The following is a 21934-nucleotide window of genomic DNA, read 5'->3' as shown; positions in this document are numbered from 1 at the left end:
GGGTGATCGTCGATCCGCACCACCGGCGGCGGGGAGCAGCGAGGGTGAGAGCACATCCGAGACCAGACCCGGAGTGATCACCGTGCCCACCCCTCGCGAAGCCCGCCTCGTCGTCGTCGGCGTCGGCGGCCTCGGCGCCGCCGCCACCTACTGGCTCTCCCGCGCCGCCGGCGGCCGCGTGCTTGCCCTCGAGCGCCACGCCCTCGGCCACCACCACGGCGCGAGCCAGGACCACTCGCGGATCATCCGCTACGCCCAGCACCAGGACGCCTACGCCGCCCTCGCGCCCGCCGCCTACGCCGCCTGGCGCGACGTCGAGCGGGTCTCGGGCCAGACCCTCGTCACCGAGACCGGCGGGCTCGTCATCGAGGACGTCGACGCCCGGCAGGGCCTCGCGACCGGGGGCCGCGACATCGGCGGCTACGCCGCGGTGGCCGACCGGCACGGGGTCGACTTCGAGCTGCTCGACGCACGCGCCGTCGAGCGCCGCTGGCCGCAGTTCCACCTCGCGGGCACCGAGCAGGCCTTCTACCAGCGGCGCACGGGGATCGTCGACGCCCGGCGCGCCAACGCCACCCACGTCGCCCTGGCGCGCGGGCACGGCGCGGAGATCCGCGAGCACAGCCCGGTGCGGGCCCTGCGCCCCGCCGGCGGGCACGTCGAGGTCGTCCTCGACGACGAGGTCGTCCGCGCCGAGCACGTCGTCGTCGCCGCCGACGCGCGCACCAACGAGGTGCTCGACGGGCTGACGTCGATCCCGCTGACGGTCACCCAGGAGCAGGTCACCTACTACGCCACGCCCCACCTGCTCGACTTCTCCCCCGAGCGCTTCCCGGTGTTCATGTGGCACGGCGGCGACAACTTCTACGGCTTCCCGGTCCACGGCGAGGTCGCGACGAAGCTCGGGCAGCACATGGGCGGGCACGAGGTCACCGCCGACACCCGCACCTACGACCCCGACCCGCTGCGCCGGAAGCGCCAGGAGGCCTTCCTCGCCGAGCACCTGCCCGGCTTCGGCGGGCCCGAGCTGTACACGAAGACCTGCCTGTACACGATCCCGCCCGACCAGCACTACGTCGTCGACACGCTGCCCGGCGCGCGCGTCAGCGTCCTCGTCGGGGCCGGGCACGCGTTCAAGTTCGCGTCGCTGCTCGGCCGGATCGCCGCCGACCTCGCCACGACGGGCACGACCCGGCACCCCGTCGGGACGTTCGCCCTCGACCGCCCCGCTCTCACCGACCCGAGCTGGGGGCGCGCCTTCCATGTCTGACCTCGTGACCCGCACGCCGGGCTGGTCGCTGCCGCAGGCGGCCTACACCGACCCCGACGTCTACGCCGCCGACCTCGACCGCGTCTTCGCCGCGCACTGGCTCTTCGCCGGGCACACCGCCGAGCTCGACGCCCCCGGCCGCTACGTCACCGTCGACGTCGGCCAGGACCGCGTGATCGTCGTGCGCGGCGAGGGCGGGGTCCTGCACGCCCACCACGACGTGTGCGCCCACCGCGGCTCGCGCGTCGCGCCCGACGACCGCGGCCAGGTCAGGGCGTTCGTCTGCCCGTACCACCAGTGGGTCTACGCCCTGGACGGGACGCTGCGCTCGGCGCGGCTGATGGGCGACTGCTTCGCGACGTCGTCCTACCGGCTCGCGCCCGTCGCCGTCCGCGAGATCGCCGGGCTCGTGTTCGTGTGCCTCGCCGACGAGCCGCCCGACGTCGGCCCCTTCGCCGCCGCGCTCGAGCCGCGCCTCGGCCCGCACGGGCTCGCCGACGCCCGCATCGCCCTGCGCGAGCACTACCGCGTCGCCGCGAACTGGAAGACGCTCGTCGAGAACAACCGCGAGTGCTACCACTGCGCCGGCAGCCACCCCGAGTTCTCCCTGTCGAACTTCGACGTCGGCGTCAACGGCGACGTCCGCACCAACCCGCGCTACGACCGGGCGCTCGCCGCCGCCCGCACCCGCTGGAGGGCGCAGGGCCTGCCCGGCGAGGACGTCAACTTCCCCGGCGGCGCCCCGTACCGCATCGCGCGGCTGCCCCTGCGCGACGGCTTCCTGTCCGAGACTCTCGACGGGCGACCGCTCGCCCCGCCGATGGGGACGCTGTCCGACCCCGACGTCGGGAGCCTGCGCGTCATCTCGCTGCCCAACCTGTGGGCCCACGCCAACGCCGACTACGCGGTGACCACCCGCCTGACCCCGATCGACGCCGCGACCACCGACGTCGAGCTCTGCTTCCTCGTCGACCGCGACGCGGACGTCGACACCGACGCCCTCGCCGCGGTGTGGCGCGCGACCTCGGAGCAGGACTGGGTGCTGTGCGAGAAGAACTACGCCGGCATCGCGTCGCGCGGCTACCGCCCGGGCCCGCTCTCGCCGGTGGTCGAGGCGTCGGTGGAGGCGTTCCTCGACTGGTACCTCGCCACCCTCCACCCCCGCCCCGCCGCCGCGTAGGTGCCTTCGGCAGGTGGGCGCACCCCGTGTGGGTGGTCGCGGCACCTCGATGGCGTGACGCCTGATGTCTCTTGTGGGGGTCGGGGCCGACACTGACCGCCGTCGGACAGCGTGATCGTGACGGTGATCGGGGCGAGGATGGGCTGTCGGTCGGTGGTGGTCGCGGCGCTGGTCGCGACGGCGCTGACGCTCGGGGCGGGCGCGGCGGGCGCGGCGGGCGCGGCGGGCGCGGCGGGCGCGGCGGGTGCGTCGGAGCCGGCAGGCGCGGCGGGTGCGGCGGGTGCGGCCCTGCCCACGGGCAGTCCGGCCAGCGGCGGCGACGGCAACCGGCGCGTCGCGCTCGGCGACTCGTGGGCCGCCGGGACCGCGGCCGGCGCGGTCGAGGCGGCCTCGGGCACCTGCCGGCGCAGCGACGTCGCCTACCCCCCGCTGCTCGCCCGTGCCGCCGCCGAGACGGCCTGGACCTCGCGCGCGTGCTCGTCGTCCACCGGCGGCGGCAACGGCCAGTTCACCTCGCTCACGGCCACGACCGAGGTCGTCACCGCGACCGTCGGCGCCGACGCCACCGGCCTGGGCGCGCTCGCCGCCGCCTGCTCGTCCGCGGGCACCCCGGCGCGCTGCGACACCGCTCTCGCCCGCTTCGACCGCGCCCTGCGGACCCTGCCGGGCGCCCTCGACGCGGCGCTGCGCGACATCCGCGCCCGGGCCCCCCGGGCCGCGGTGACCTTCACCGGCTACCCCCACCTCGCCGAGGGCAAGGCCTGCCCGAAGGGCCCGGCCGACGCCGCGCGCGCGGCCCGCGTCGACGGCGCCGTGGACCGGCTCGACACGGTCCTCGCCGAGCGGGTGACCGCCGCCGGCCTGCGCTTCGTCGACGTCCGCCCGGCCTTCGCCGGCCACGGCGTCTGCTCGGGCACGCCCTGGCTGACCTCCCTGACCGACAGCGAGGCACTGCTGGCCGGCGGCCCGAACGCCGACGGCCACGCCCGCGGCGTGCTGACGGCTCTGGCCGCGGCCGGCCCCGCGGTCCCGCCGACGACGCCCCCGACGCCCGCCTCCCCCGCCGACGGGCGCGTGGCGGCGGGCCTGTTCCCGGGCTGAGGGTCAGCCGCCGAAGACCTCGAACGCGACGCGCTCACCGTCCGTCGTCATCTCCACGACCTCGCGGGCCTGCTCCGTGACCGGGCGCGGGTCGAGCGCCGCCAGATAGGTCGCGTGCTCGGCGAGCGAGGCGACGGCGACCTCCCGGTACCCCGCGACGTCGACGGCGTGGGTCGGCTGCGTCGAGGCGGCCACGGCGACCCGCTGCACCCCCTGCCACGGCTCGAAGCCCTCGTCGACGAGCTCGGGGAAGATCCATCGGTTGCCCGCGTCCCCGGCGGCGTCGATCGTCGCGCGGCCGACCGCCCGGTGGTCGGCGCTGTTCCACAGGCCCGGCCCGAACGTCTCGTGGTGGCTGCCGACGACCACCATCTCCGGGCGCACCCGGCGGATCTCCCGCGCGATGTCGCGGCGCAGCGCGGGACCCTCGACGACCACCCCGTCGCGGTGGCCGTCGAGGAAGCGCACCTCGTGCGCGCCGACGACGGCCGCGCTGCGCCGCTCCTCGTCCTCGCGCACGCCGGCAGCCTTCTCCGGGGGCAGGTCGTGGATGCCGGCCTCACCGCGGGTGACCAGCAGGTACGACACCTCCTTGCCCTCGGCGGTCCAGCGCGCGACCGCGGCGGCGGTGCCGTACTCGAGGTCGTCGGGATGCGCGGCGACGGCCAGCACCCGCGTGACGTCGTCGGGCAGCGGCGGCAGGTCGGTGTTCATGACGGACAGGGTGGGACCTCGAGCAAGGTCGAGGTCAAGCCGTCGGGTCCAGCTGCGCCACCAGGCGCTTCGGTGCCACACAGCGGTAGGCGTCGGTGACGACGCCCCGGACCTCGTCCCAGTCCGGCCCGCCCGGCTCGACGTCGAGACGCATCCCGAGCCAGCCGCGGTGCCCGACGTAGGGCGGGACGAAGAAGCGGGCCGGCTCGGCGTCGACCATGTCCTGCTGGGCGCCGTCGGGCGCGGCCACCCAGATCGCGAGGTGCTTGTCACCGTGGTGGTACGGGACCCAGCTCGCGAACATCCGGCGCACGAACCACGACGGCGACCCGTGGCTCACCTTCTCGGTCGCCTCGGGCAGCGCGAGGCAGACCTCCCGCATCCGCGCGAGCAGCTCGTCGGGGTCCACGCCCGCGATCCTGCCTAGAGAGCGAGCGCGCTCACCAGCGTCGCGAGCACGAACACCGCGAGCACGACGATTGTGACCACGCGGATCCAGGGCCGGTGCGTCGTCACCCCGGGCTCGGAGGCGCCCTCGGTGGGGTCGGTGCGCTCGGCGGGCTCGGTCATCTCGTTCCTCACGAAGGGGACGGATCGGGCACCCACGAGGCTACCGTCCCGCGCTCGACGTACCGGCCGGGGTCGCGTGGCGCCCGGCGTTCGGGCCGGGCCGGCCGCGGCGGGCCGCCACCGGATCCTCGACGTCGGCCGCGTGCCGGGCCCGTCGGGACGGGGTGTCGTCGGCGGCGTGGCGGCTGCCGGACCTGCTCGACGCGGGCGCCCGGGTCGAGGGGGCGGTCGAGGGGGTGGGCAACGGGGTGGGCGCGGCCGTCGGCAGCGGGCCGGAGAGCGGGGACGACGTCCGCGGTGCCGGCGCGGGGTCGAGGGGCGCGTCGAGCGGGTCGACCCGCGCGTGCTCGCCGGTCGGCACGTACCGGGAGGACCGGCCGGCCGTGCCGGCGGTGCCCCCGGCGCTCGGCGCGCCGAACGACAGCGCCGAGGCGAAGCTGTCCAGCCCGGCCAGGGCCGGCACCTCGGCGTCGCGCCGAGGAGCCGGTCGCGTCGGGCCGGAGCGGACACGGAAGGCGTCGGTGCGGTCCTCGGACGGGGGTGCGGTCGAGGACGGAGGTGCGGTCGAGGACGTGGCGGCGACGGGGGCCGCGGGACGAGCGGGGCGGGGCACCGGGCCGCTCGGCGGCCGGGCCGGGGACGCCGTCGACGGCCGGGCCGCAGTCGGGGCCGCAGTCGGGGCCGCAGTCGGGGCCGCAGTCGGGGCCGCAGTCGGGGCCGCACGCGGAGCCGCACGCGGAGCCGCAGGCGGGTTCGGGGCTGCGGGCTGGGCCGCGGTGGGGACCCCGGGTGCGGCCGGGCTCGGGGCCGCAGGTGCGGCCGGGCTCGGGGCCGCAGGTGCGGCCGGGCTCGGGGCCGCAGGTGCGGCCGGGCTCGGGGCCGCAGGCGGGGCGGGGTCCCGGGGCGACGCCGGCGGAGCGGCCGGGCCGGCGGTCGGGACGGCGGCCGGGCGCCGGGCTCGGATGGCGACGCGCGTGGGTTCGCCCGCCGGGCCCGGGGCCGGAGCAGCGGCCGGGGCCGTCTCCGCAACCGGGGCCGGGGTCGGGCCCGGCGTCGAAGCCGGGGCCGGGGCCGGGCTCGGGCCCGATGCCGGGGCCGGGGCCGGGGCCGCCGGGGAAGCCGCTCCCGCGGGCCGCCCCACGGTCTCGGTCGGCGCCGCGCCGCGCGCCGCGGGTCCGGGACGGGCGGACCCGTCCGCCTCCTCCCGCCGCGGGCGGGGCCGGGCGGGGCGCACCGGGACGGGCACGATCTCCTCGACCGGCGCGGCGGCGGCCCCCGGCGCCGGTGCGGGCGGGCGACGCCGGAAGAGGTGCTGGGCGGCCGCGGAGCAGAGGTAGCCGAAGCCCACGAGGCTCCAGAACGCGACGACGACGAGCTGCACGACGGTCGGCGGGTCGCTGAGCATCACCAGCTGCACGCCGGCCACCGCGAGGCCCGCGACCCCGAGCAGGACCGAGAACCGCGAGCGCGTGGTCAGCTGCCACCGCGGGCGACGCGGGGCGACCTCCGTGGGTCGAGCCGCGGTCCGCTGCCTCTCCCGGGCCACGCCCACCTCCCTCGTTCGGGTCGCGCGACCCGGACACCAGTCAACACAACGGGCGAACGGGCGTCGCGCACCCCCGCCCCGGACGGGCCACGCGTCACCCTCCCGAGTGACACATCGGTCGCGGGGCGCGAAACGTAACGGTCAGGTCGCGGACTGGCATCGCTCGCACCAGAACAGGTTCCGGCTCGCGTGCGTGCGCTGGGAGACCTCGGTGCCGCACACGCGGCACGGCTGACCCGTGCGGCGGTACACGTACACCTCGCGGCCGCAGCTGCGGCCGTGCGGCTGGTCGTGCCCGTGATCACACGACCGGTGCTCGGGTCGCACGGTGTCGATCGCCCCGCGGCGAACGCCGTCGGCGAGCAGCGCCACGAGGTCGGCCCACACCGCCTCCCACCGCTCGCGCCCGAGCTCGCGACCGGGCAGCAGCGGATCCAGGCCGTGCCGGAACAGGACCTCGGCGCGGTAGACGTTGCCGACCCCGGCGATCACCGACTGGTCCATGAGCAGCGTGGCCAGCGGTGCGCGCGAGCGGGAGATGCGGGCCCAGGCGGCCTCGGGGTCGGTGTCCGCGCGCAGCGGATCGGCGCCGAGGCGGGCGCGCAGGCCGTCGACCTCGCCCTCGGTGAGCACCTCGCAGGCGATCGGCCCGCGCAGGTCGGCCCAGTGCGTCGGACCGACCATGCGCATCCGCACCTGCCCGCGCGGGGGCGTGACGTCGCCGCGATGGGTCGAGAACTTGCCGTAGAGCCCGAGGTGCACGTGGACGACGAGGTCGTCGGCGTAGACGTGGAAGAGGTGCTTGCCGTGCGCCTCGGCCGCGCGCAGCACCCGGCCGTCGACGAGCTCGGCGTCCCGGGCGAAGCGGCCCTGCGGCGAGGACACCGCGACCTCGTGCCCGACGAACCGCCGCGTGTGTGTGCTCGCGAGCCGGCGAATCGTGTGGCCTTCGGGCACCCGGCGTGCGTACCCCGCGTCCGGGGCCGTCAGTCCTGGGGCAGCGCCGGGGGCCGGCCCGTCTGCTCGTAGGTGGTGAGCATGTCGATGCGTCGCTGGTGGCGCCCGCCCTCGAAGGCGGTGGCGAGGAACGCGCTCACGATCTCGGTGGCCTGCTCGAGGCTGTGCATCCGCGCGCCGACGGCGACGACCTGAGCGTCGTTGTGCTTGCGGCCGAGCTGCGCGGTCTCGACGCTCCAGGCCAGCGCGGCACGGCAGCCGGGCACCTTGTTCGCCGCGATCTGCTCCCCGTTGCCCGACCCGCCGATCACGACGCCCAGGGCGCCCTGCTCGGCGACGGTCCGGCGACCGGTCTCGACGCAGTAGGGCGGGTAGTCGTCGTTCGGATCGAACTCGGCCGGCCCGACGTCGACGACGTCGTGCCCCGCCTGCGCCAGCTCGCGCAGCAGGTGGGCCTTGAGCTCGAAACCCGCGTGGTCCGATCCGAGGAAGACGCGCACCCGCGCAGTCTGTCAGGTGTGATGCGGACCGCCGCGGGGGTAGTGGTGAGCCGCTCGGAAACATCGCCGTGACACACCGATCGTAGGTTGACCAGCTATGACAGCGCGTTCGTCGGACCGTCGGCTGGCTCCCGCGCGCGAGGTCGTCCTCGGGGTGGAGGAGGAGTTCCACCTCGTCGACCTCGAGACGCGCTCGGCCGTGCCGCGCGTGCCCGAGCTGCTCGACGAGCTGCAGGCCCTCGACGGCGGGATCGGCACCGCGTTCGCCGCGGAGCTGAAGCCCTCGATCATCGAGACCAACTCCGCGCCGACGACCGACCTCGCCGACCTGCGCACCGACCTCGTGCGGCTGCGCGGCATGCTCGCGAACATCGCCGACGAGCACGGCCTCGGCGTCGTCGGGTCCGGCAGCGTCCCCCTCATCGACGGCTCGGCCGAGGGCATCACGCCGTCGCCGCGCTACGAGCGGATGCGCGACGAGTACCAGATGCTCGCCTTCGAGCAGCAGATCTGCGGCACCCAGGTGCATGTCGACGTCCCGGACCGCGACGCGGCGATCACGGTGATGCAGCACAGCGCGCCGTGGCTGCCGATCCTGCTGGCGCTCTCGGCGAGCTCGCCGTTCTGGAAGAGCGAGGACACCGGCTACGCGAGCTCGCGCACGCTGGCCTGGCACCGCTGGCCCACCGCCGGCCCGCCGGCGCCCCTGCGTGACGCCGCCGACTACGACGCGCTTATCGCCGACCTGCTCGCCTCCGGGACCATGTCCGACCCGGGCATGGTCTATTTCGACATGCGGCCCTCGGCGCACCAGCGGACGGTCGAGGTCCGCATCTGCGACGCGAGCCCGAGCGTCGACGGCGTCGTGCTGATCGCCGGGCTGTCGCGGGCGCTCGTGCGCCACGGGGTGCGCGCCCACCTCGAGGGCCGCCCGACGCCGCAGTACCGCGCGGAGCTGCTGCGTGCCGCGAGCTGGCGGGCGGCGCGCTCGGGGCTCGAGGGCGACCTCGTCGACGTGCCGGGCCGCGAGCTCGTGCCGCCCTCGCGGGCGGTGCGGCTCATGCTCGAGCACCTCGCCGACGACCTCGACGAGGCCGGCGACCGCGCCGTGGTCGAGGAGCTGGCGCTGGAGGCGCTCGCCCGCGGGAGCTCGGCGGCGCGGCAGCGCCAGCGCGCGAACCGCAACGGCAACCTCGAGGCCGTCGTCGACATGCTCGTGGCCGAGACCCGCGGTGCCCCGGACTCGCCGGTCGACGCGCCGGTCTCGGCGACCGTCGCCCCGGTGATGCTCGCCGACTACGTCTCCCCCGGGTACGACGAGGCCGTCGCCGAGGACGGCACCGTGCGCCCGGCGTACTCGTGGCTCGTCTCGACCCTGGAGCGGATCGGCCCGTCCGGGCTGCTCGTGCACGAGAAGAGCCGTGACGCCGAGCAGCGCGCCCGCGACATGTTCTTCCCGCAGTCCGACGACGCCGAGCGGCTCTTCCCCCTCGACCTCGTCCCGCGCCTCATCACCGCGGGCGAGTGGACGACGCTCACCGAGGGCCTGGTCCAGCGCGCCCGCACCTGCGAGGCGCTGCTGCAGGACCTGCACGGCGAGCGCGCCTGCCTGCACGACGGGGTGCTGCCCGAGGGCGCCCTGCGCTGGCTGCCCCGCCCGCACGAGGCCGCGATGAACCTGCACCCGGGCGCGACGCGGGCCCTGATCAGCGGCCTGGACCTCGTGTGCGACGGCGAGGGCGAGTGGAAGGTCCTCGAGGACAACCTGCGCATCCCGTCGGGCATCGGCTTCGCGATGGCCGACCGCCGCGTGGTGCGCAGCGTGCTGCCCGAGCTGCAGGCCCCGAACGGCGTGCTCGACGCCGACGAGGGTCCGGCGATGCTGCGCGAGGCGCTGCTGGCGTGCGCGCCGCCGGCGGCGGGCAGCGACCCGGTGCTCGCCGTCGTCACCGAGGGCCCGAGCGACGCGGCGTACTTCGAGCACCGCATGCTCGCCGAAGAGATGGGCGTGCCGTTGCTCACGCCGGGCGAGCTGCGCGCGGCCGCCGGCATGATCACGGTGGCGGCGACCGGGCGCCCCGTCGACGTCGTCTACCGGCGCATCGACGAGGAGGTCCTCTTCGAGGCCACCGACGCGGGCGGCGTCCGGCTCGGCGGCCCGATCCAGGACGCCGTGCGCACCGGCCGCCTGACCCTCGCCAACGCGCCGGGCAACGGGCTCGTCGACGACAAGGGCGTCTACCCCTTCATCTCCGCGCTCACGGAGTACTACTTCGGTGAGAAGGCGACGCTCGCCGCGGTCCCGACCTGGTCGTGCGCCGAGCCCGACCAGCGCGAGTACGTCCTGGACCACCTCGCCGAGCTCGTGCTCAAGCCCGTCGACGGCTACGGCGGGCAGGGCATCGTCATCGGGCCCCACGCGCAGGAGCGGGAGCTCGAACAAGCCGCGGCGGCGGTGCGGGCGGAGCCGAACGGGTTCGTGGCCCAGGAGACCGTCCGGATCTCCACGCACCCCACGTTCACGGGCACGGCGCTGGAGCCGCGGGTCGTCGACCTGCGGGCGTTCGTCGTCCTCGCCCCCACCCCGACCGTGCTCCCGACCCCGCTCACACGGGTCGCGCCCGCCGACTCGCTCGTGGTCAACTCCTCGCGCGGCGGCGGGTCGAAGGACACCTGGATCCTGCGCTGACGTGCGCGTGACCCGGAGGAGGCAGAAGTTTGTGCGGCATCGCCGGTGAGTTCCGCTTCGACGGCCGGTCGGCCGAGGCCCGGACGGTCCTCGACATGGCCCGGGTCCTCGAGCCCCGCGGCCCCGACGGCTGGGGCGTGGTCGGCCACGGGCCGCTGGCCCTCGCCCACCAGCGGCTGAAGATCATCGACCTGTCCGAGACCGGCGCGCAGCCGATGGTGGACTCCGAGCTCGGTCTCACCGCCGTCTTCAACGGGATCATCTACAACTACAAGGAGCTGCGCGACGAGCTCCACGCGCAGGGCTACCGCTTCTTCTCGACCTCGGACACCGAGGTGCTGCTCAAGGCCTTCCACCGGTGGGGGAAGGCGTGCGTCGAGCACTTCAAGGGCATGTTCGCGTTCGCCGTCGCCGACCGCCGCACCGGCGAGCTCGTGCTCGGCCGTGACCGGCTGGGGATCAAGCCGCTCTACGTCGCGCAGGTACCCGGCGCGCTGCGCTTCGCGTCGTCGCTGCCGGCGCTGCTCGCGGGCGGCGGGCTCAACACCGACGTCGACCGCGTCGCCCTGCACCACTACATGAGCTTCCACTCGGTGGTGCCGGCGCCGCGCACGATCCTGCAGGGCGTCCGCAAGCTCCCGCCCGCCACCGTGCGGACGGTCTCCCCCGACGGCGGCACCGAGGACTGGCTCTACTGGACCCCCGAGTTCGTCCGCGACGGGGAGAAGAGCGCGCAGGAGTGGGCCGACACCGCGCTGACCTCGCTGCGCACCGCCGTCGAGCGCCGCATGGTCGCCGACGTCCCGGTCGGCGTGCTGCTCTCCGGCGGCATCGACTCGTCGATCGTCGTGGCGCTGCTCGCGGAGATGGGTCAGAAGGACCTCAAGACCTTCTCGATCGGCTTCGAGTCCGAGGCCGGCGAGCAGGGCGACGAGTTCGACTACTCCGACCTCGTCGCGAAGACCTACGGCACCGACCACGTGAAGTTCACGGTCCCCAAGCACGAGACCGACGACGCGCTCTCCGGCGCGGTCGCGGCGATGGCCGAGCCGATGGTCAGCCACGACGTCGTCGCCTTCTACCTGCTCTCGCGCGAGGTCTCGAAGTCGATCAAGGTGGTGCAGTCGGGGCAGGGCGCGGACGAGATCCTCGGCGGCTACGACTGGTACCCGCCGCTCGCCGGCATCGCGCGCGACGGCGCCCTCGACGCCTACCAGAAGGCCTTCTTCGACCGGCCGCACAGCGAGGTCGCCCAGCTGCTGACCACCGAGGCGCTGGTCGACGACGACGTGAGCCGCGCGTTCGTCGCCGAGCACTTCGGCCGGCCCGGCGCGGACTCCGCCGTCGACGCCGCCCTGCGCCTCGACACCACGATCATGCTCGTCGACGACCCCGTGAAGCGCGTCGACAACATGACCATGGCGTGGGGCCTCGAGGCGCGCGTGCCGTTCCTCGACCACGAGTTCGTCGAGACGATGGGCGCCTGCCCGCCGGAGTACAAGCTCGCCGACGGCGGCAAGGGCGTCCTCAAGGCCGCCGCCCGCGGCGTGCTGCCCGACGAGATCATCGACCGGAAGAAGGGCTACTTCCCGGTGCCGGCGATCCGCCAGCTCTCGGGGCCGGTCCTCGAGCGCGTGCGGGGCGCCCTCACCGACCCCGCGGCGACGTCGCGCGGGCTCTTCCGCCCGGAGGCCGTCACGCAGATGCTGGACGACCCGAACTCCGGTCGGACCAACCTCGGCGCGAACGCCCTGTGGCAGGTCGCACTGTTGGAGATGTGGCTGCAGGCCCACGGCATCACCTAGTCGCGCGCTGGGTACCGTGCCCGGCGACGGGGAACGTGTGCGACGAGGAGGAGGCCCGGGGCGGTGGACGAGTGGATCAGCGCCACGCGTTGCTGGTCACCCAGCCCCTCCCCCGACGGCACCGCGATCGCCTTCGTCTGGGACGGCGACGGGCGCCCGCAGGTCCGCCTGCACCGGCGTGCCACCGGCGAGGAGTGGTCCCTCGACACCGGACCGGACCTCGTCTCCGCGGTGCGCTGGTCCCCCGACGGCGCGTGGCTCGCGGTGGAGACCGCGCCCGACGGCGGTGAGCGCACCAACGTCGCGATCATCCGGCCGGACGGCAGCGACCTGCGCCCCGTGCGCGGGGTGGGCGACGCCGACCGGGGCGCGGTGACCCTGGACCGCTTCACGCACACCGGGTCGGTGCTCGCGATCACCGAGTCCGACGTCGAGACGACGACGGCCTGGCTCGTCGACGCCGACAGCGGGCAGCGCCAGCGGCTCGGTTCCGGGCACGCCCTGCAGATCCTCGACGTGAGCCGCGACCGCCGCCGCGTCCTGCTGCGCCGCGGGCGGCGGGGCTCGCGCCACGTCGGCATCGTGGACCTCGACGGCACCGAGGGCTGGCACGAGATCGACAGCAACCGCGGGCCCGGCGGGCCCCCGGGAGCCGTCGAGCACCCGGTGGCCATCACCTGGAACTCCAGCGTCGTCGCGGGCCGCTTCTGCCCCGACGGGACGCAGATGTACCTGCTCACGGACGGCGGCCGCGAGCGGGCCGCGCTGGTGCGGGTCGACGTCGCCACCGACGCGCGGCCCATGAGCCCCGAGGTCCTCGCCGAGCGCACCGACGCCGACCTCGAGCGCTTCGCGCTCACCGAGGACGCCGCGCTCGCCGCGCTGGTGTGGAACGTCGAGGGGCGCAGCGAGGTCGACCTGCTCGACATCGCCACCGGCAAGTGCTCGTCCTACGCCCCGCCCGGCGACGTCGTCACCGGCGCCGTGTTCAGCCACGACGGCGACTCGCTGGTCATGGGCATCCAGTCGCCCGAGGTGCCGGCGGCGGTGTGGTGCCACGAGCTGTCGTCGGACACCACGGCGCTGATCTGCCCGCAGGAGGAGCCCCGCTGGTCGCCGGGGCAGCTGGTGCACCCGACGCTCGAGGTCGTCGCCACCCCCGACGGCCTGCGCCTGCCCGGCTGGCTCTACCGCCCGCGGGGCCAGACCGGGCCGCTGCCGACGGTGATCTTCCTGCACGGCGGGCCGGAGGCGCAGGAGCGCCCGGTGTTCACCCCGCTCTACCAGCACATCCTCGCCCGCGGGATCGCCGTGTACGCCGCGAACGTGCGCGGCTCGGCGGGGTTCGGGCGCTCGTTCGTCAACGCCGACAACGGCGCCGGGCGCTTCGCGGCGATCCGGGACGTGGCCTCGTGCGTCGAGCACCTCGTCGACTCGGGCGTCACCGACCCGGCACGCGTCGGCGTCATGGGCCGGTCCTACGGCGGCTACCTGACGCTCGCGGCGCTCGTGAACCACCCGGAGCTCTTCGCCGTCGGCATCGACGTGTGCGGCATGGCCGACTTCGAGACCTTCTTCGCCCGCACCGAGCCGTGGATCGCCGACGCCGCGGTCGGCGAGTACGGCCACCCGATCCACGACCGCAACCTCCTGCGCGAGCTCTCCCCGGTGCACCGCATGGAGCACCTGCGGGCGCCGCTGCTCGTCGTGCACGGCAAGTGGGACACCAACGTGCCCGTGCACGAGGCCGAGCTCGCGGTGCACGGGGCCAAGGCCGCGGGCGTGCCGTTCCGCTACCTGCTCTTCGACGACGAGGGCCACGAGATCCAGCGCACCGAGAACCGCGTGCGCTTCATCCACGAGTGCGTGGAGTGGCTCGGCGAGCACCTGGACGCTCCGGCGGTCTGACCGCCGACTTCCGCCGAACGCCCCTCTCCGGGCCGCGGCTCCTGCCAGCATCCGGGGTGTGACCGCACCGGGCGAGGGGTTCGACGTCCGCCCCGGCGAGCTGCGCGCGGGCGCGGCGGCCCTGCGCGGCGACGCGGAGGCGCTGGCGGCCGCCGGTCGGGCGGCGTCCGCCGCCGCGACCTCGGTGGGTGGGGCGTGCGGCGTCGAGCCGCTGGTGACCGCGGTGGCCCGGTTCGCGCAGGCCCTCGACGGCGCGGTCGGCGCGGTGGCGACGCGGGTCGGTGACGCCGCCGCGTCGCTCGACGCCTCGGCGACCACGTACGCCACCGACGACCGGGGCGCCGCGGGCGGGCTCGGCGGGCCGGACGGTGGACCCACGGTCGTGCTGCCCGGGCTGGGTGGGCCCTGATGCCGCTGCCCGGCGACCCGGGCGCGGTCGAGGCGGCCGCCGACGCCCTCGACCGGGCCGCCCGGGACCTCGCGACGGTCGGCGACGGCGTGGCGGGCCACGGGCGGGTCGCGACGGCCGCCTGGTCGGGGTCCGCGGCGGTGCTCGCGGCGAGCACCGTCGGCACGGCCGCCACCGGCACCCGCGCCACCGCCGACGCGACACGCGCCGCGGTCGGGCCGCTGCGCACCTTCGCCGCCGAGCTCCGCCGCGCGCAGCAGGACTGGCTCGAGGGCGAGCGGATGGCGGTGCAGGGCGAGGCGCTGCTCGTCGGGGTGGGGTCGGGCGCGCCGGCCGACGCCGCGCGGGAGTCCGGGCGGCTCGCGGTCAGCGACGGCGTCGCGGTCATGGCCTCGGCGGAGGACCGGGCGCGTGCCGCGGCCGAGGACGCGGCGCGGGCCCTCGACGCCGCCGGCGCGACCCTGGCCGGGCTGATCCCCGCCGCGCCGACCGGTGCGCCACCCGACGGCAACGCGTGGGACGGGCTGGTGAAGGCCGGCGGGGACGTCGTCGACGAGGTCACGAACACGGTCGGCGGCGTCCTCGACCACGTCAACGTCCTCGACCCCGGCTTCGGCGACACGTGGGCGGGCACGTGGGAGACCACCCAGGCCGCGGTGACCGACCCGCTCGGTGCCGTCGGGAGCATGGTGCAGGGCACGGTCGAGCCCGTCGTCGACTCGTACCGGACCGGCGGGCTGGACGAGGCCATCGGCCGCAGCCCCGGCGTGATCGCCGCCGCCCTGGGCGGCAAGGGGCTCACCAAGCTCGGACGCTTCGGCGAACTGCCCGAGTACGGCCCCGATCCCCGCCCGAGCACACCCCTCGCCCCTCACGGCGGGCTCCAGCGGCACGAGGACGCCGGTGGGCACACGCTGAGGCCGAGAAAGGCGCATGTCGGCGCGACCGACGAGGAGCTCCTCGAACGCCAAGCGAGGGCGAACAGACCCATCGAGTCCTCGAGCTACGACGACCGCCAGACCGCCGAGAGGGCCATCCACGACAACATCGCCGCGAACCAGGCGGCGATCGACGACTGGCTCGCCTCTGGTCCGACCCTGCCGCAGGAGTTCGAGTTCGAGCACCCGTGGTCCATCGGTCGGTATGCCCCGGAGAACGCGACCCTGTCCGACGTGGTCGACGTCCCTGTCTCTCGGGTGGTCCTGATGGCCGACCCGTCCATGCCCGGCGGCTACTACATCCTGACGTCCTATCCCCGGCCCGTGGAGGATCCGTAGACATGACCAGCGCTCGACGCTCTCAGCTCCGGACCCTCTTCGCCACTTACCTCAACCAGGATTTCGAGGACGACTACGGCAGCCCGTCAAAGGCGGTCGGCGCCTACTGCCGAGCGGCGAGCGAAGAGCACCGGATGACGACCGCCCAAGAGGTGGGCGACATCCTGCGGATGACCAGCGACGAGGAGGGCGCGCGGCGCGCCGTGGCGGCCCTGGCGCTCGAGTACCACCCCGAAGCGGAGGGCTGGCAGATGCGCGAGTGGCTCGCCGAGCTGGAGCGCTTCCTGCGCGACCCGGGCGGTCCGACGCGGCTCGACTGGCCCCACGAGACCACCGAGGGGACGACGTCGTGACCGACCGACGCATCGACCTCGACGGCATCGCGTGGGACTGGCAGCCCGGGCGGCAGGACGTCACACCGTCCGGCCGGTCGATCGAGTCGTCGAGCTTCCCCGACCGCGAGGTCGCCGAGCACTGTGTCGCGGCGAACCTGGCGGGCAACGGCGACGTCATCGCGGCGTGGCTCGCCACCGCGCGCCCGACGCTGGGGACGACGTGGGAGCACGGCACCACCGCCGGACGTCACGTGCCGAAGTGGGCGGAGGCCGCGGCCGACATCGTCGACGTCACGTCCTCGCTGGTCGTGCTGCGCCGGGACCCGACGATGCCCGAGGGCTACCACGTGCACACCGCGTACCCGGTCCCCACGCGCCACGTCGACGGCGTCGACCCGACGTCGGCGCCGTGGCAGGCGCTCGCCGGCGTCTTCACCGGCTACCTCCACCAGGACGTCGGCGACGACCACGGGTCGATCGCGGGCGGGCTGCAGGCCTTCGCACAGGAGTGGCCGCGGGACGACGTGTGGGCGGCGACGGGCCAGGCGCAGCGGCTGCTCGACCGCTTCCCCACCGAGGACGCCACGCGGGCGGCGACCGAGGCGCTGGGCCTCGAGTTCCACCCGCCCTCGGCGGGCCAGTCCTACCGGCTCTGGCTGGGCGACCTCCAGCAGATCCTCTGGCGCGCCGCGCCCTGACCCCGACCGCCGCAGCACTGGCGGCACTCTCAAGAGATCGACAGGGAGAGCTCCCGCGCCGTCACCACCGCTCCGCCCGCCGGAACACGGCCACGAGCACGACCAGCACCACCGCGGGCGCCAGGAGCCAGAACGGTCGGGCGAGCACCCACCCCGCGTCCGGCACCCCGCCCGGAGCCGCGCCGAGGCGCTCCACCACGAGGAACACCGCCGCGAACGCCGTCATGTGCCATAGGAACAGCGTCATCGCCGTCGCGTTGACCGCCACCACCCCCCGCCACGGCCGGCGCCGGCGCAGCAGCCGGTCCGCGGCCGGCGCGACGAGCGCGATCAGCCCGAGCTGCAGGACGGCCAGCGCGGCGACCGTCGGCGTCGTCGGCCACAGGTTCGCGCCCACCATCGTCCGCGGGTAGCCGAGCACGCCGGTCAGCACGACGAGCAGGCCGAACCCGCTTCCGGCGACGGCCAGCGCCACCCCGCGCGGCACCCGTCCGCGGTCGCGCCAGAGGTAGCCGAGCTGGTGCACGAGCACCCACACCAGTGCCGACGACAGCCACCCGACGGCCGGCAGGGCGGCGACCCGCAGTGCCTCGGCCACGGCCACCGCGAGCACCAGGACGAGCAGGGTCGCCGCCGGCGCCCGTCGGTGCCACTCCGCCGTCACGGGCACCAGGGCCGTGACCAGCGCGTACACGCCGAGGAACCACAGCGGCGTCAGCATGCCCGGGAACCACGCCACCAGCGGCGTCGCCGCTCCCGCCGCCGTCGCAACGGCCTCGACGACGACCCACGCCCCGACCCACACCGCGACCGGCACGAGCAGGCGCCGCGCCCGCCGCCGCAGGAACACCCCCGCGCGGCGGCCCGCGGCGTCCCACCCGGCGAGGTCGGCGAACCCGCCGACGACGAAGAACGCCGGCATCACCTGCAGCACCCACGTCGCCGCCCACCCGAGCGGCACGGCGTCGACCGGGTTCGACATCACGATCACGCCGTCGGCACCGCGGTGGGTCAGCGACCCGACCCAGTGCCAGAGGATCACCACGACGATCGCGGCGGCGCGCACCGCGTCGACGAGCCGGTCCCGCGCGGGCGGGGTCGCGTCGGCGAGGGCCGCGACCCCGCCCGGCGCGCGGTGCCCGTCGTGCCGACCAGTCGTCACGCACGAGAGCATCCCGTCGATGACCGTGCAGGTGAAGCGGGTGGCGCCAGGGTCCTGGCCGAGGTGCTCAGAGCTGGATCGACTTGACCTCGAGGAACTCCTCGAGCCCGTAGCGCCCGAGCTCGCGGCCGGTGCCCGACTGCTTGTAGCCGCCGAACGGCGCGAGCGGGTTGAACGCGCCGCCGTTGACGTCGACCTGCCCGGTGCGCATCCGCTTGGCGACCTCCAGCCCGCGCTCCTGCGACCCCGCGAACACCGCGCCGGCGAGGCCGTAGACCGTCGCATTGGCGATCTCGACGGCCTCGTCCTCGTCGGCGTACGGCATCACCGACAGCACCGGGCCGAAGATCTCCTCCTGCGCGATGGTCATGTCCGGCCGGACGCCGGAGAAGATCGTCGGGCGGACGTAGGCGCCGCGCTCGAGCCCGTCGGGACGCCCCGGGCCGCCGGCGGCCAGCTCGGCGCCCTCCTCGACGCCCCGGGTGATGTAGTGCTCGACCCGCTCGCGCTGGCGGTCCGACGACATCGGCCCGACGCGCGTCGACTCGTCGGTGGGGTCGCCGACGGTGTACTTCGCCGACTGCTCGACGGCCATCTCGACGACCTGGTCGTGCAGCGCCTCGGGCACGAGCAGGCGGGTCCACGCGGTGCACGTCTGCCCGCCGTTGATGAAGCAGTTGCCGAGGCCGAGCTTGACCGCCTGAGTGAGGTCGGCGTCGTCGAGGACGATGTTGGCGGACTTCCCGCCGAGCTCGAGCGCGACCCGCTTGACGGTCCCGGCGGCGACCTCCTGGACGCGCCGGCCCGCGGGCACCGACCCCGTGAACGACATCATGTCGACCAGCGGGTGCTTCGCCAGCGCCTCGCCCGCCTCGGGTCCCGTGCCGTGGACGACGTTGAGGACCCCGCCGGGAAGGCCGGCCTCGGCGGTGATCTCGGCGAGGATGCTCGCCGTCAGCGGCGCGACCTCGCTGGGCTTCAGCACGATCGTGCAGCCCGCGACCAGCGCCGGCGCGACCTTGGCGACGACCTGGTGCAGCGGGTAGTTCCACGGCGTCACCGCCCCGACGACACCGACGGGCTCGCGGACGACCAGCGAGTTGCCGATCTCCTCGGTCCACGGGAACGACTCGGCGAGCCCGGCGACGCCCTTCGAGGTCGCCATCGGCATACCGACCTGGACGGAGTTCGCGAACTTCGTCGGCGACCCCATCTCGGCGGTGATGGACGCCGCGATTTCCCCGCTGCGCGCCTTGATGCCTTCGCGGATCGCCAGCACCGTCGCCACCCGGTCCGCGAGCGGCGTCGCCGCCCACCGGTTGAAGGCGTGCCGCGCGGCGACCACCGCGGTGTCGATCTCCGAGGCGCCGCCCGCGGGCACCTCGGCGATCGTCTCCCCGGTCGCCGGGTTCACCACCGGGATCGCTCCGGGACCCTCCTGCCAGGTCCCGTCGATCCAGTGCCGCGACAGGGTCTCGACGCTCGCCGTCATACCCGCTGACCTCCAGGGTGCTCGTCCGGTCCTCCACCCAAGGTGCCCGCGGAGGCGGCGACGAACCCCGAGAGGCGACCTCTCAGCGACGCGGCCCCGGGACCGCCGGGCCGCCGCCGCCGTCGAGGCGGATCGCGTCGGCCATCCCCACGACGACCTCGCGGTCGCCCTCGTAGGGGTCGCGGCCGTGGGCGGTGCGGATGTTGTCGACGACCAGCACGTCGCCCGCCTGCCACGGTTCGCGGACCGTGTGCGCGGCGTACGCGTTGTTGATCAGGTTGACGACGTCCTCGCCGATCGGCTCGCCGTTGCCGAACCGCGTGGTGAACGGCAGCCCGTCGGGCCCGTAGGACTCCACGAGGTACTCGCGCACGTCGGGGTCGAGCGTCCACTCGTTGAGGAACGCGACCTGGTTGAACCAGCACGGCCGCCCGTCCACGGGGTGCCGCACCACGGCGCGCCGGCGCTGGCGGGTGCTCAGGCCGTCGCCGTTCCAGGTGAACTCGATGCCCTGACTGCGGCAGTAGTGCTCGACGGCGCCCCGGTCGTCGGTGCCGAACGCCTCGGCCCACGACGCGCCGATCTCGTCGTTGTAGTTGCGGACCAGCATCCAGCCCTCGTGGTCGAGCCGTGAGACCAGCGCCGGCGGCAGGGCCTGGAGGACGGCGGAGGCGTCGCCGACCGGGGTGGCGCCGCCGGCGGCGGGCGGGGTGAGGCAGGCGAAGAACATGAACGCCGGCGGGTCGGGCAGGTAGCTCAGCTCGTTGTGCAGGCACATCTGCTGGGTCGAGGGCCACGGGGTGGCCGAGTACAGCCCGTTCCCGAGCGCCGTGCGAGCCGCGAACGCCTCCCGCTCGGCCAGCAGGCCCACCGCCGCGAGACGGCCCATCACGGCCGCGGTCTGCGCGTGGTCGCGGACCCCGAGGCCCCGGATGAGCACCGAGCCGTGCCGGGCGACGATCTGCCGGACGTCGTTGCGGTGGAACGCCGCCCAGCCGACCGGGTCGGGCCCGGGGTTGACCCACAGGACCGGCGGGTGGCCGGGGCGGAGGTCGAGGTTGCCGGCGGCGGGCGGCTGCATCGTGGACGACATGGCGGGACTCCCAGGGCGGATCGGGCGGTCGGCGGGTCGGGCGGGAGATCAGGCGGGCGGGGTGGGCGTGCTCTGCGAGCCCACCGTGGGCAGCTGGTCGGGGTCGGGCAGGGTGTAGCGGCCGGTCAGGCGCGCGTAGGCGCCGTAGTGCTCCTCGCGCCACATCGGGGCGTACACGGTGTCGAGGTAGCGCTCGCCGGAGTCCGGCGCCAGGGTCACGGCGGTCATGCCCGGTCGGCCGTGCTCGTTCATCCAGGCCTGGGCGCCCGCGACGACGGTGCCGGTGGAGCCGCCGAAGAGGAACCCGCGCATCGCGAGGCGCTGGCACATCCGCAGGGTCTCGGTCTCGGGGACGATGACGACGTCGTCGATCATCGAGCGGTCGAGCGCGGGCGGGGTCATGCCCATCCCCAGGCCGGGGATGCGGCGGGTGCCGGCCTCGCCGCCGAAGCTCACCGAGCCCTCGACGTCGATCGCGACGACCTTGACGTGCGGGCGGTGCTGCTTGAACCAGCGCGCGGTGCCCATCAGCGTCCCGCAGGTGCCCGCACCGACGAACACGACGTCGAGGCGCGGGAAGTTGTGGGCGATCGCCGGCCCCGTCTGGGCGTAGTGGGCGCCGGCGTTGGCCGGGTTCTCGTACTGGTTGAGCCAGACGGCGTCGGGGTTCTTCGCGCAGATCGAGGCCAGGTGCTCGATGCGGGCGCCGAGCAGGCCGGTCTCGGGGTGGGGCACGTCGACGACGTGCACCTCGCCGCCGAAGGCCTCGATGAGCTTGCGGGTCTGCTCGTTGCAGCGGTCGTCGGTGACGCAGATGAAGCGGTAGCCGTGGTTGGCGCAGACCATCGCCAGCGCGACACCGAGGTTGCCCGACGACGACTCGACGACGATCGACCACGGGTTGAGCAGTCCCTGGGCCTGCGCCGACCCGATCATCGAGGCCGCGGCCTTCAGCTTCACCGACCCCGCGAAGTTCATGCCCTCGACCTTGAGGAACAGGTTGTGCTCGACGATCGCCCGCAGGTCGACGAAGAGGTCGTCGGTGTTGTACTGCTGGGGGGCGGAGATGATGGTCATGGCGACCTCCTCGGTTTCGCTGTCGTCGTCCCGGTGTGATCACCAGAATCCGCCGTGGCGGTCCGCGTCGACATCGCCGCGGGGCCACCCTTTCCCCGGCCCGGGGTCAGGCTTTCCTCACCCCGGGGCAAGGGGGCGCGGGTGCCGTGAT

At 75.0% G+C, this 21934-nt stretch carries 20 protein-coding genes; 10 read left to right on the top strand and 10 right to left on the bottom strand.

All coding sequences use genetic code 11. From position 1 onward, the window contains the following. Positions 1-82 precede the first annotated feature (82 nt). From solA to ACYX4T_RS00205, 3 genes are all read left to right on the top strand, one after another. On the top strand, positions 83-1270 hold the full coding sequence (gene solA, locus ACYX4T_RS00215) for an N-methyl-L-tryptophan oxidase (RefSeq protein WP_476012576.1): 1188 nt from the start codon (positions 83-85) through the stop codon (positions 1268-1270). Then, positions 1263-2450: an aromatic ring-hydroxylating oxygenase subunit alpha gene (locus ACYX4T_RS00210; protein ID WP_476012575.1), complete on the top strand. Its 1188-nt coding sequence runs from the start codon at positions 1263-1265 to the stop codon at positions 2448-2450. Before solA ends, ACYX4T_RS00210 begins: the two co-directional genes overlap by 8 nt. 111 nt (positions 2451-2561) lie before the next feature. After that, the gene (locus ACYX4T_RS00205) at positions 2562-3551 is read left to right on the top strand and encodes a GDSL-type esterase/lipase family protein (RefSeq protein WP_476012574.1); all 990 of its coding nucleotides are present in this window, start codon (positions 2562-2564) and stop codon (positions 3549-3551) included. 3 nt (positions 3552-3554) lie between these two features. On the opposite strand, the gene ACYX4T_RS00200 is transcribed toward ACYX4T_RS00205, so the two are convergent. The 6 genes from ACYX4T_RS00200 to ACYX4T_RS00175 all read right to left on the bottom strand — a co-directional run bounded on the left by ACYX4T_RS00200 (position 3555) and on the right by ACYX4T_RS00175 (position 7838). Beyond that, on the bottom strand, positions 3555-4265 hold the full coding sequence (locus ACYX4T_RS00200) for a PIG-L deacetylase family protein (RefSeq protein WP_476012573.1): 711 nt from the start codon (positions 4263-4265) through the stop codon (positions 3555-3557). Between the two features lie 34 nt (positions 4266-4299). Beyond that, the gene (locus tag ACYX4T_RS00195; RefSeq protein WP_476012572.1) at positions 4300-4674 is read right to left on the bottom strand and encodes an MmcQ/YjbR family DNA-binding protein; all 375 of its coding nucleotides are present in this window, start codon (positions 4672-4674) and stop codon (positions 4300-4302) included. A gap of 14 nt (positions 4675-4688) precedes the next feature. Continuing rightward, positions 4689-4835 carry a hypothetical protein gene (locus ACYX4T_RS00190; protein WP_274201517.1) on the bottom strand — a complete coding sequence of 49 codons (147 nt, stop codon included), beginning with the start codon at positions 4833-4835 and terminating at the stop codon, positions 4689-4691. A 40-nt stretch (positions 4836-4875) separates the two neighbouring features. Beyond that, entirely contained in the window at positions 4876-5298 is a 423-nt protein-coding gene (locus ACYX4T_RS00185; RefSeq protein WP_476012571.1) for a hypothetical protein, read from the bottom strand. A 1224-nt stretch (positions 5299-6522) separates the two neighbouring features. Then, on the bottom strand, positions 6523-7338 hold the full coding sequence (locus ACYX4T_RS00180) for an Fpg/Nei family DNA glycosylase (protein WP_476012570.1): 816 nt from the start codon (positions 7336-7338) through the stop codon (positions 6523-6525). Between the two features lie 29 nt (positions 7339-7367). Next, positions 7368-7838, bottom strand: a complete 471-nt coding sequence (locus ACYX4T_RS00175) for a ribose-5-phosphate isomerase (RefSeq protein WP_476012569.1) — start codon at positions 7836-7838, stop codon at positions 7368-7370. A 97-nt stretch (positions 7839-7935) separates the two neighbouring features. Here ACYX4T_RS00175 and ACYX4T_RS00170 point away from each other — a divergent pair, with 97 nt between their 5' ends. The 7 genes from ACYX4T_RS00170 (at position 7936) to ACYX4T_RS00140 (ending at position 16959) form a co-directional block, all read left to right on the top strand. After that, complete coding sequence (locus tag ACYX4T_RS00170; RefSeq protein ID WP_476012568.1) at positions 7936-10527, top strand: glutamate--cysteine ligase; 2592 nt, start codon at positions 7936-7938, stop codon at positions 10525-10527. Positions 10528-10556: 29 nt separating this feature from the next. Continuing rightward, positions 10557-12332, top strand: a complete 1776-nt coding sequence (locus ACYX4T_RS00165; protein WP_476012567.1) for an N-acetylglutaminylglutamine amidotransferase — start codon at positions 10557-10559, stop codon at positions 12330-12332. Between the two features lie 63 nt (positions 12333-12395). After that, the gene (locus ACYX4T_RS00160; protein WP_476012566.1) at positions 12396-14240 is read left to right on the top strand and encodes a S9 family peptidase; all 1845 of its coding nucleotides are present in this window, start codon (positions 12396-12398) and stop codon (positions 14238-14240) included. 58 nt (positions 14241-14298) lie between these two features. Then, on the top strand, positions 14299-14649 hold the full coding sequence (locus ACYX4T_RS00155; protein WP_476012565.1) for a type VII secretion target: 351 nt from the start codon (positions 14299-14301) through the stop codon (positions 14647-14649). Further along, positions 14649-15926 carry an RNase A-like domain-containing protein gene (locus ACYX4T_RS00150; protein WP_476012564.1) on the top strand — a complete coding sequence of 426 codons (1278 nt, stop codon included), beginning with the start codon at positions 14649-14651 and terminating at the stop codon, positions 15924-15926. The genes ACYX4T_RS00155 and ACYX4T_RS00150 overlap by 1 nt, the downstream gene beginning before the upstream one ends. Positions 15927-15928: 2 nt before the next feature. Continuing rightward, positions 15929-16279, top strand: coding sequence for a contact-dependent growth inhibition system immunity protein (locus ACYX4T_RS00145; RefSeq protein WP_476012563.1), 351 nt, complete (start codon positions 15929-15931; stop codon positions 16277-16279). After that, positions 16276-16959, top strand: coding sequence for a contact-dependent growth inhibition system immunity protein (locus ACYX4T_RS00140; RefSeq protein WP_476012562.1), 684 nt, complete (start codon positions 16276-16278; stop codon positions 16957-16959). The genes ACYX4T_RS00145 and ACYX4T_RS00140 overlap by 4 nt, the downstream gene beginning before the upstream one ends. A gap of 61 nt (positions 16960-17020) precedes the next feature. Here the strand turns inward: ACYX4T_RS00140 and ACYX4T_RS00135 are convergent, their stop codons facing one another. From ACYX4T_RS00135 to sbnA, 4 genes are all read right to left on the bottom strand, one after another. Further along, positions 17021-18121 (bottom strand): acyltransferase family protein, encoded by a 1101-nt coding sequence (locus ACYX4T_RS00135; protein WP_476012561.1) that lies wholly within the window; start codon positions 18119-18121, stop codon positions 17021-17023. 67 nt (positions 18122-18188) lie between these two features. Continuing rightward, positions 18189-19613 carry an aldehyde dehydrogenase family protein gene (locus ACYX4T_RS00130; protein WP_476012560.1) on the bottom strand — a complete coding sequence of 475 codons (1425 nt, stop codon included), beginning with the start codon at positions 19611-19613 and terminating at the stop codon, positions 18189-18191. 82 nt (positions 19614-19695) lie between these two features. Continuing rightward, positions 19696-20706, bottom strand: a complete 1011-nt coding sequence (locus ACYX4T_RS00125; protein ID WP_476012559.1) for a TauD/TfdA family dioxygenase — start codon at positions 20704-20706, stop codon at positions 19696-19698. A 48-nt stretch (positions 20707-20754) separates the two neighbouring features. After that, positions 20755-21783: a 2,3-diaminopropionate biosynthesis protein SbnA gene (sbnA, locus tag ACYX4T_RS00120; RefSeq protein ID WP_476012558.1), complete on the bottom strand. Its 1029-nt coding sequence runs from the start codon at positions 21781-21783 to the stop codon at positions 20755-20757. Positions 21784-21934 lie beyond the last annotated feature (151 nt).

Source organism: Actinomycetospora sp. ABD4_176, assembly GCF_056311855.1.
The sequence above is the reverse complement of the archived record's forward strand: the minus strand, read 5'-3'. Positions and strand labels throughout refer to the sequence as shown.

Coding starts and splice junctions, on each gene's coding strand:
- ACYX4T_RS00190 (WP_274201517.1), bottom strand. CDS start 4,835: ATGACCGAGCCCGCCGAGCGCACCGACCCCACCGAGGGCGCCTCCGAG.
- sbnA (WP_476012558.1), bottom strand. CDS start 21,783: ATGACCATCATCTCCGCCCCCCAGCAGTACAACACCGACGACCTCTTC.
- ACYX4T_RS00125 (WP_476012559.1), bottom strand. CDS start 20,706: ATGTCGTCCACGATGCAGCCGCCCGCCGCCGGCAACCTCGACCTCCGC.
- ACYX4T_RS00130 (WP_476012560.1), bottom strand. CDS start 19,613: ATGACGGCGAGCGTCGAGACCCTGTCGCGGCACTGGATCGACGGGACC.
- ACYX4T_RS00150 (WP_476012564.1), top strand. CDS start 14,649: ATGCCGCTGCCCGGCGACCCGGGCGCGGTCGAGGCGGCCGCCGACGCC.
- ACYX4T_RS00200 (WP_476012573.1), bottom strand. CDS start 4,265: ATGAACACCGACCTGCCGCCGCTGCCCGACGACGTCACGCGGGTGCTG.
- ACYX4T_RS00145 (WP_476012563.1), top strand. CDS start 15,929: ATGACCAGCGCTCGACGCTCTCAGCTCCGGACCCTCTTCGCCACTTAC.
- ACYX4T_RS00170 (WP_476012568.1), top strand. CDS start 7,936: ATGACAGCGCGTTCGTCGGACCGTCGGCTGGCTCCCGCGCGCGAGGTC.
- ACYX4T_RS00210 (WP_476012575.1), top strand. CDS start 1,263: ATGTCTGACCTCGTGACCCGCACGCCGGGCTGGTCGCTGCCGCAGGCG.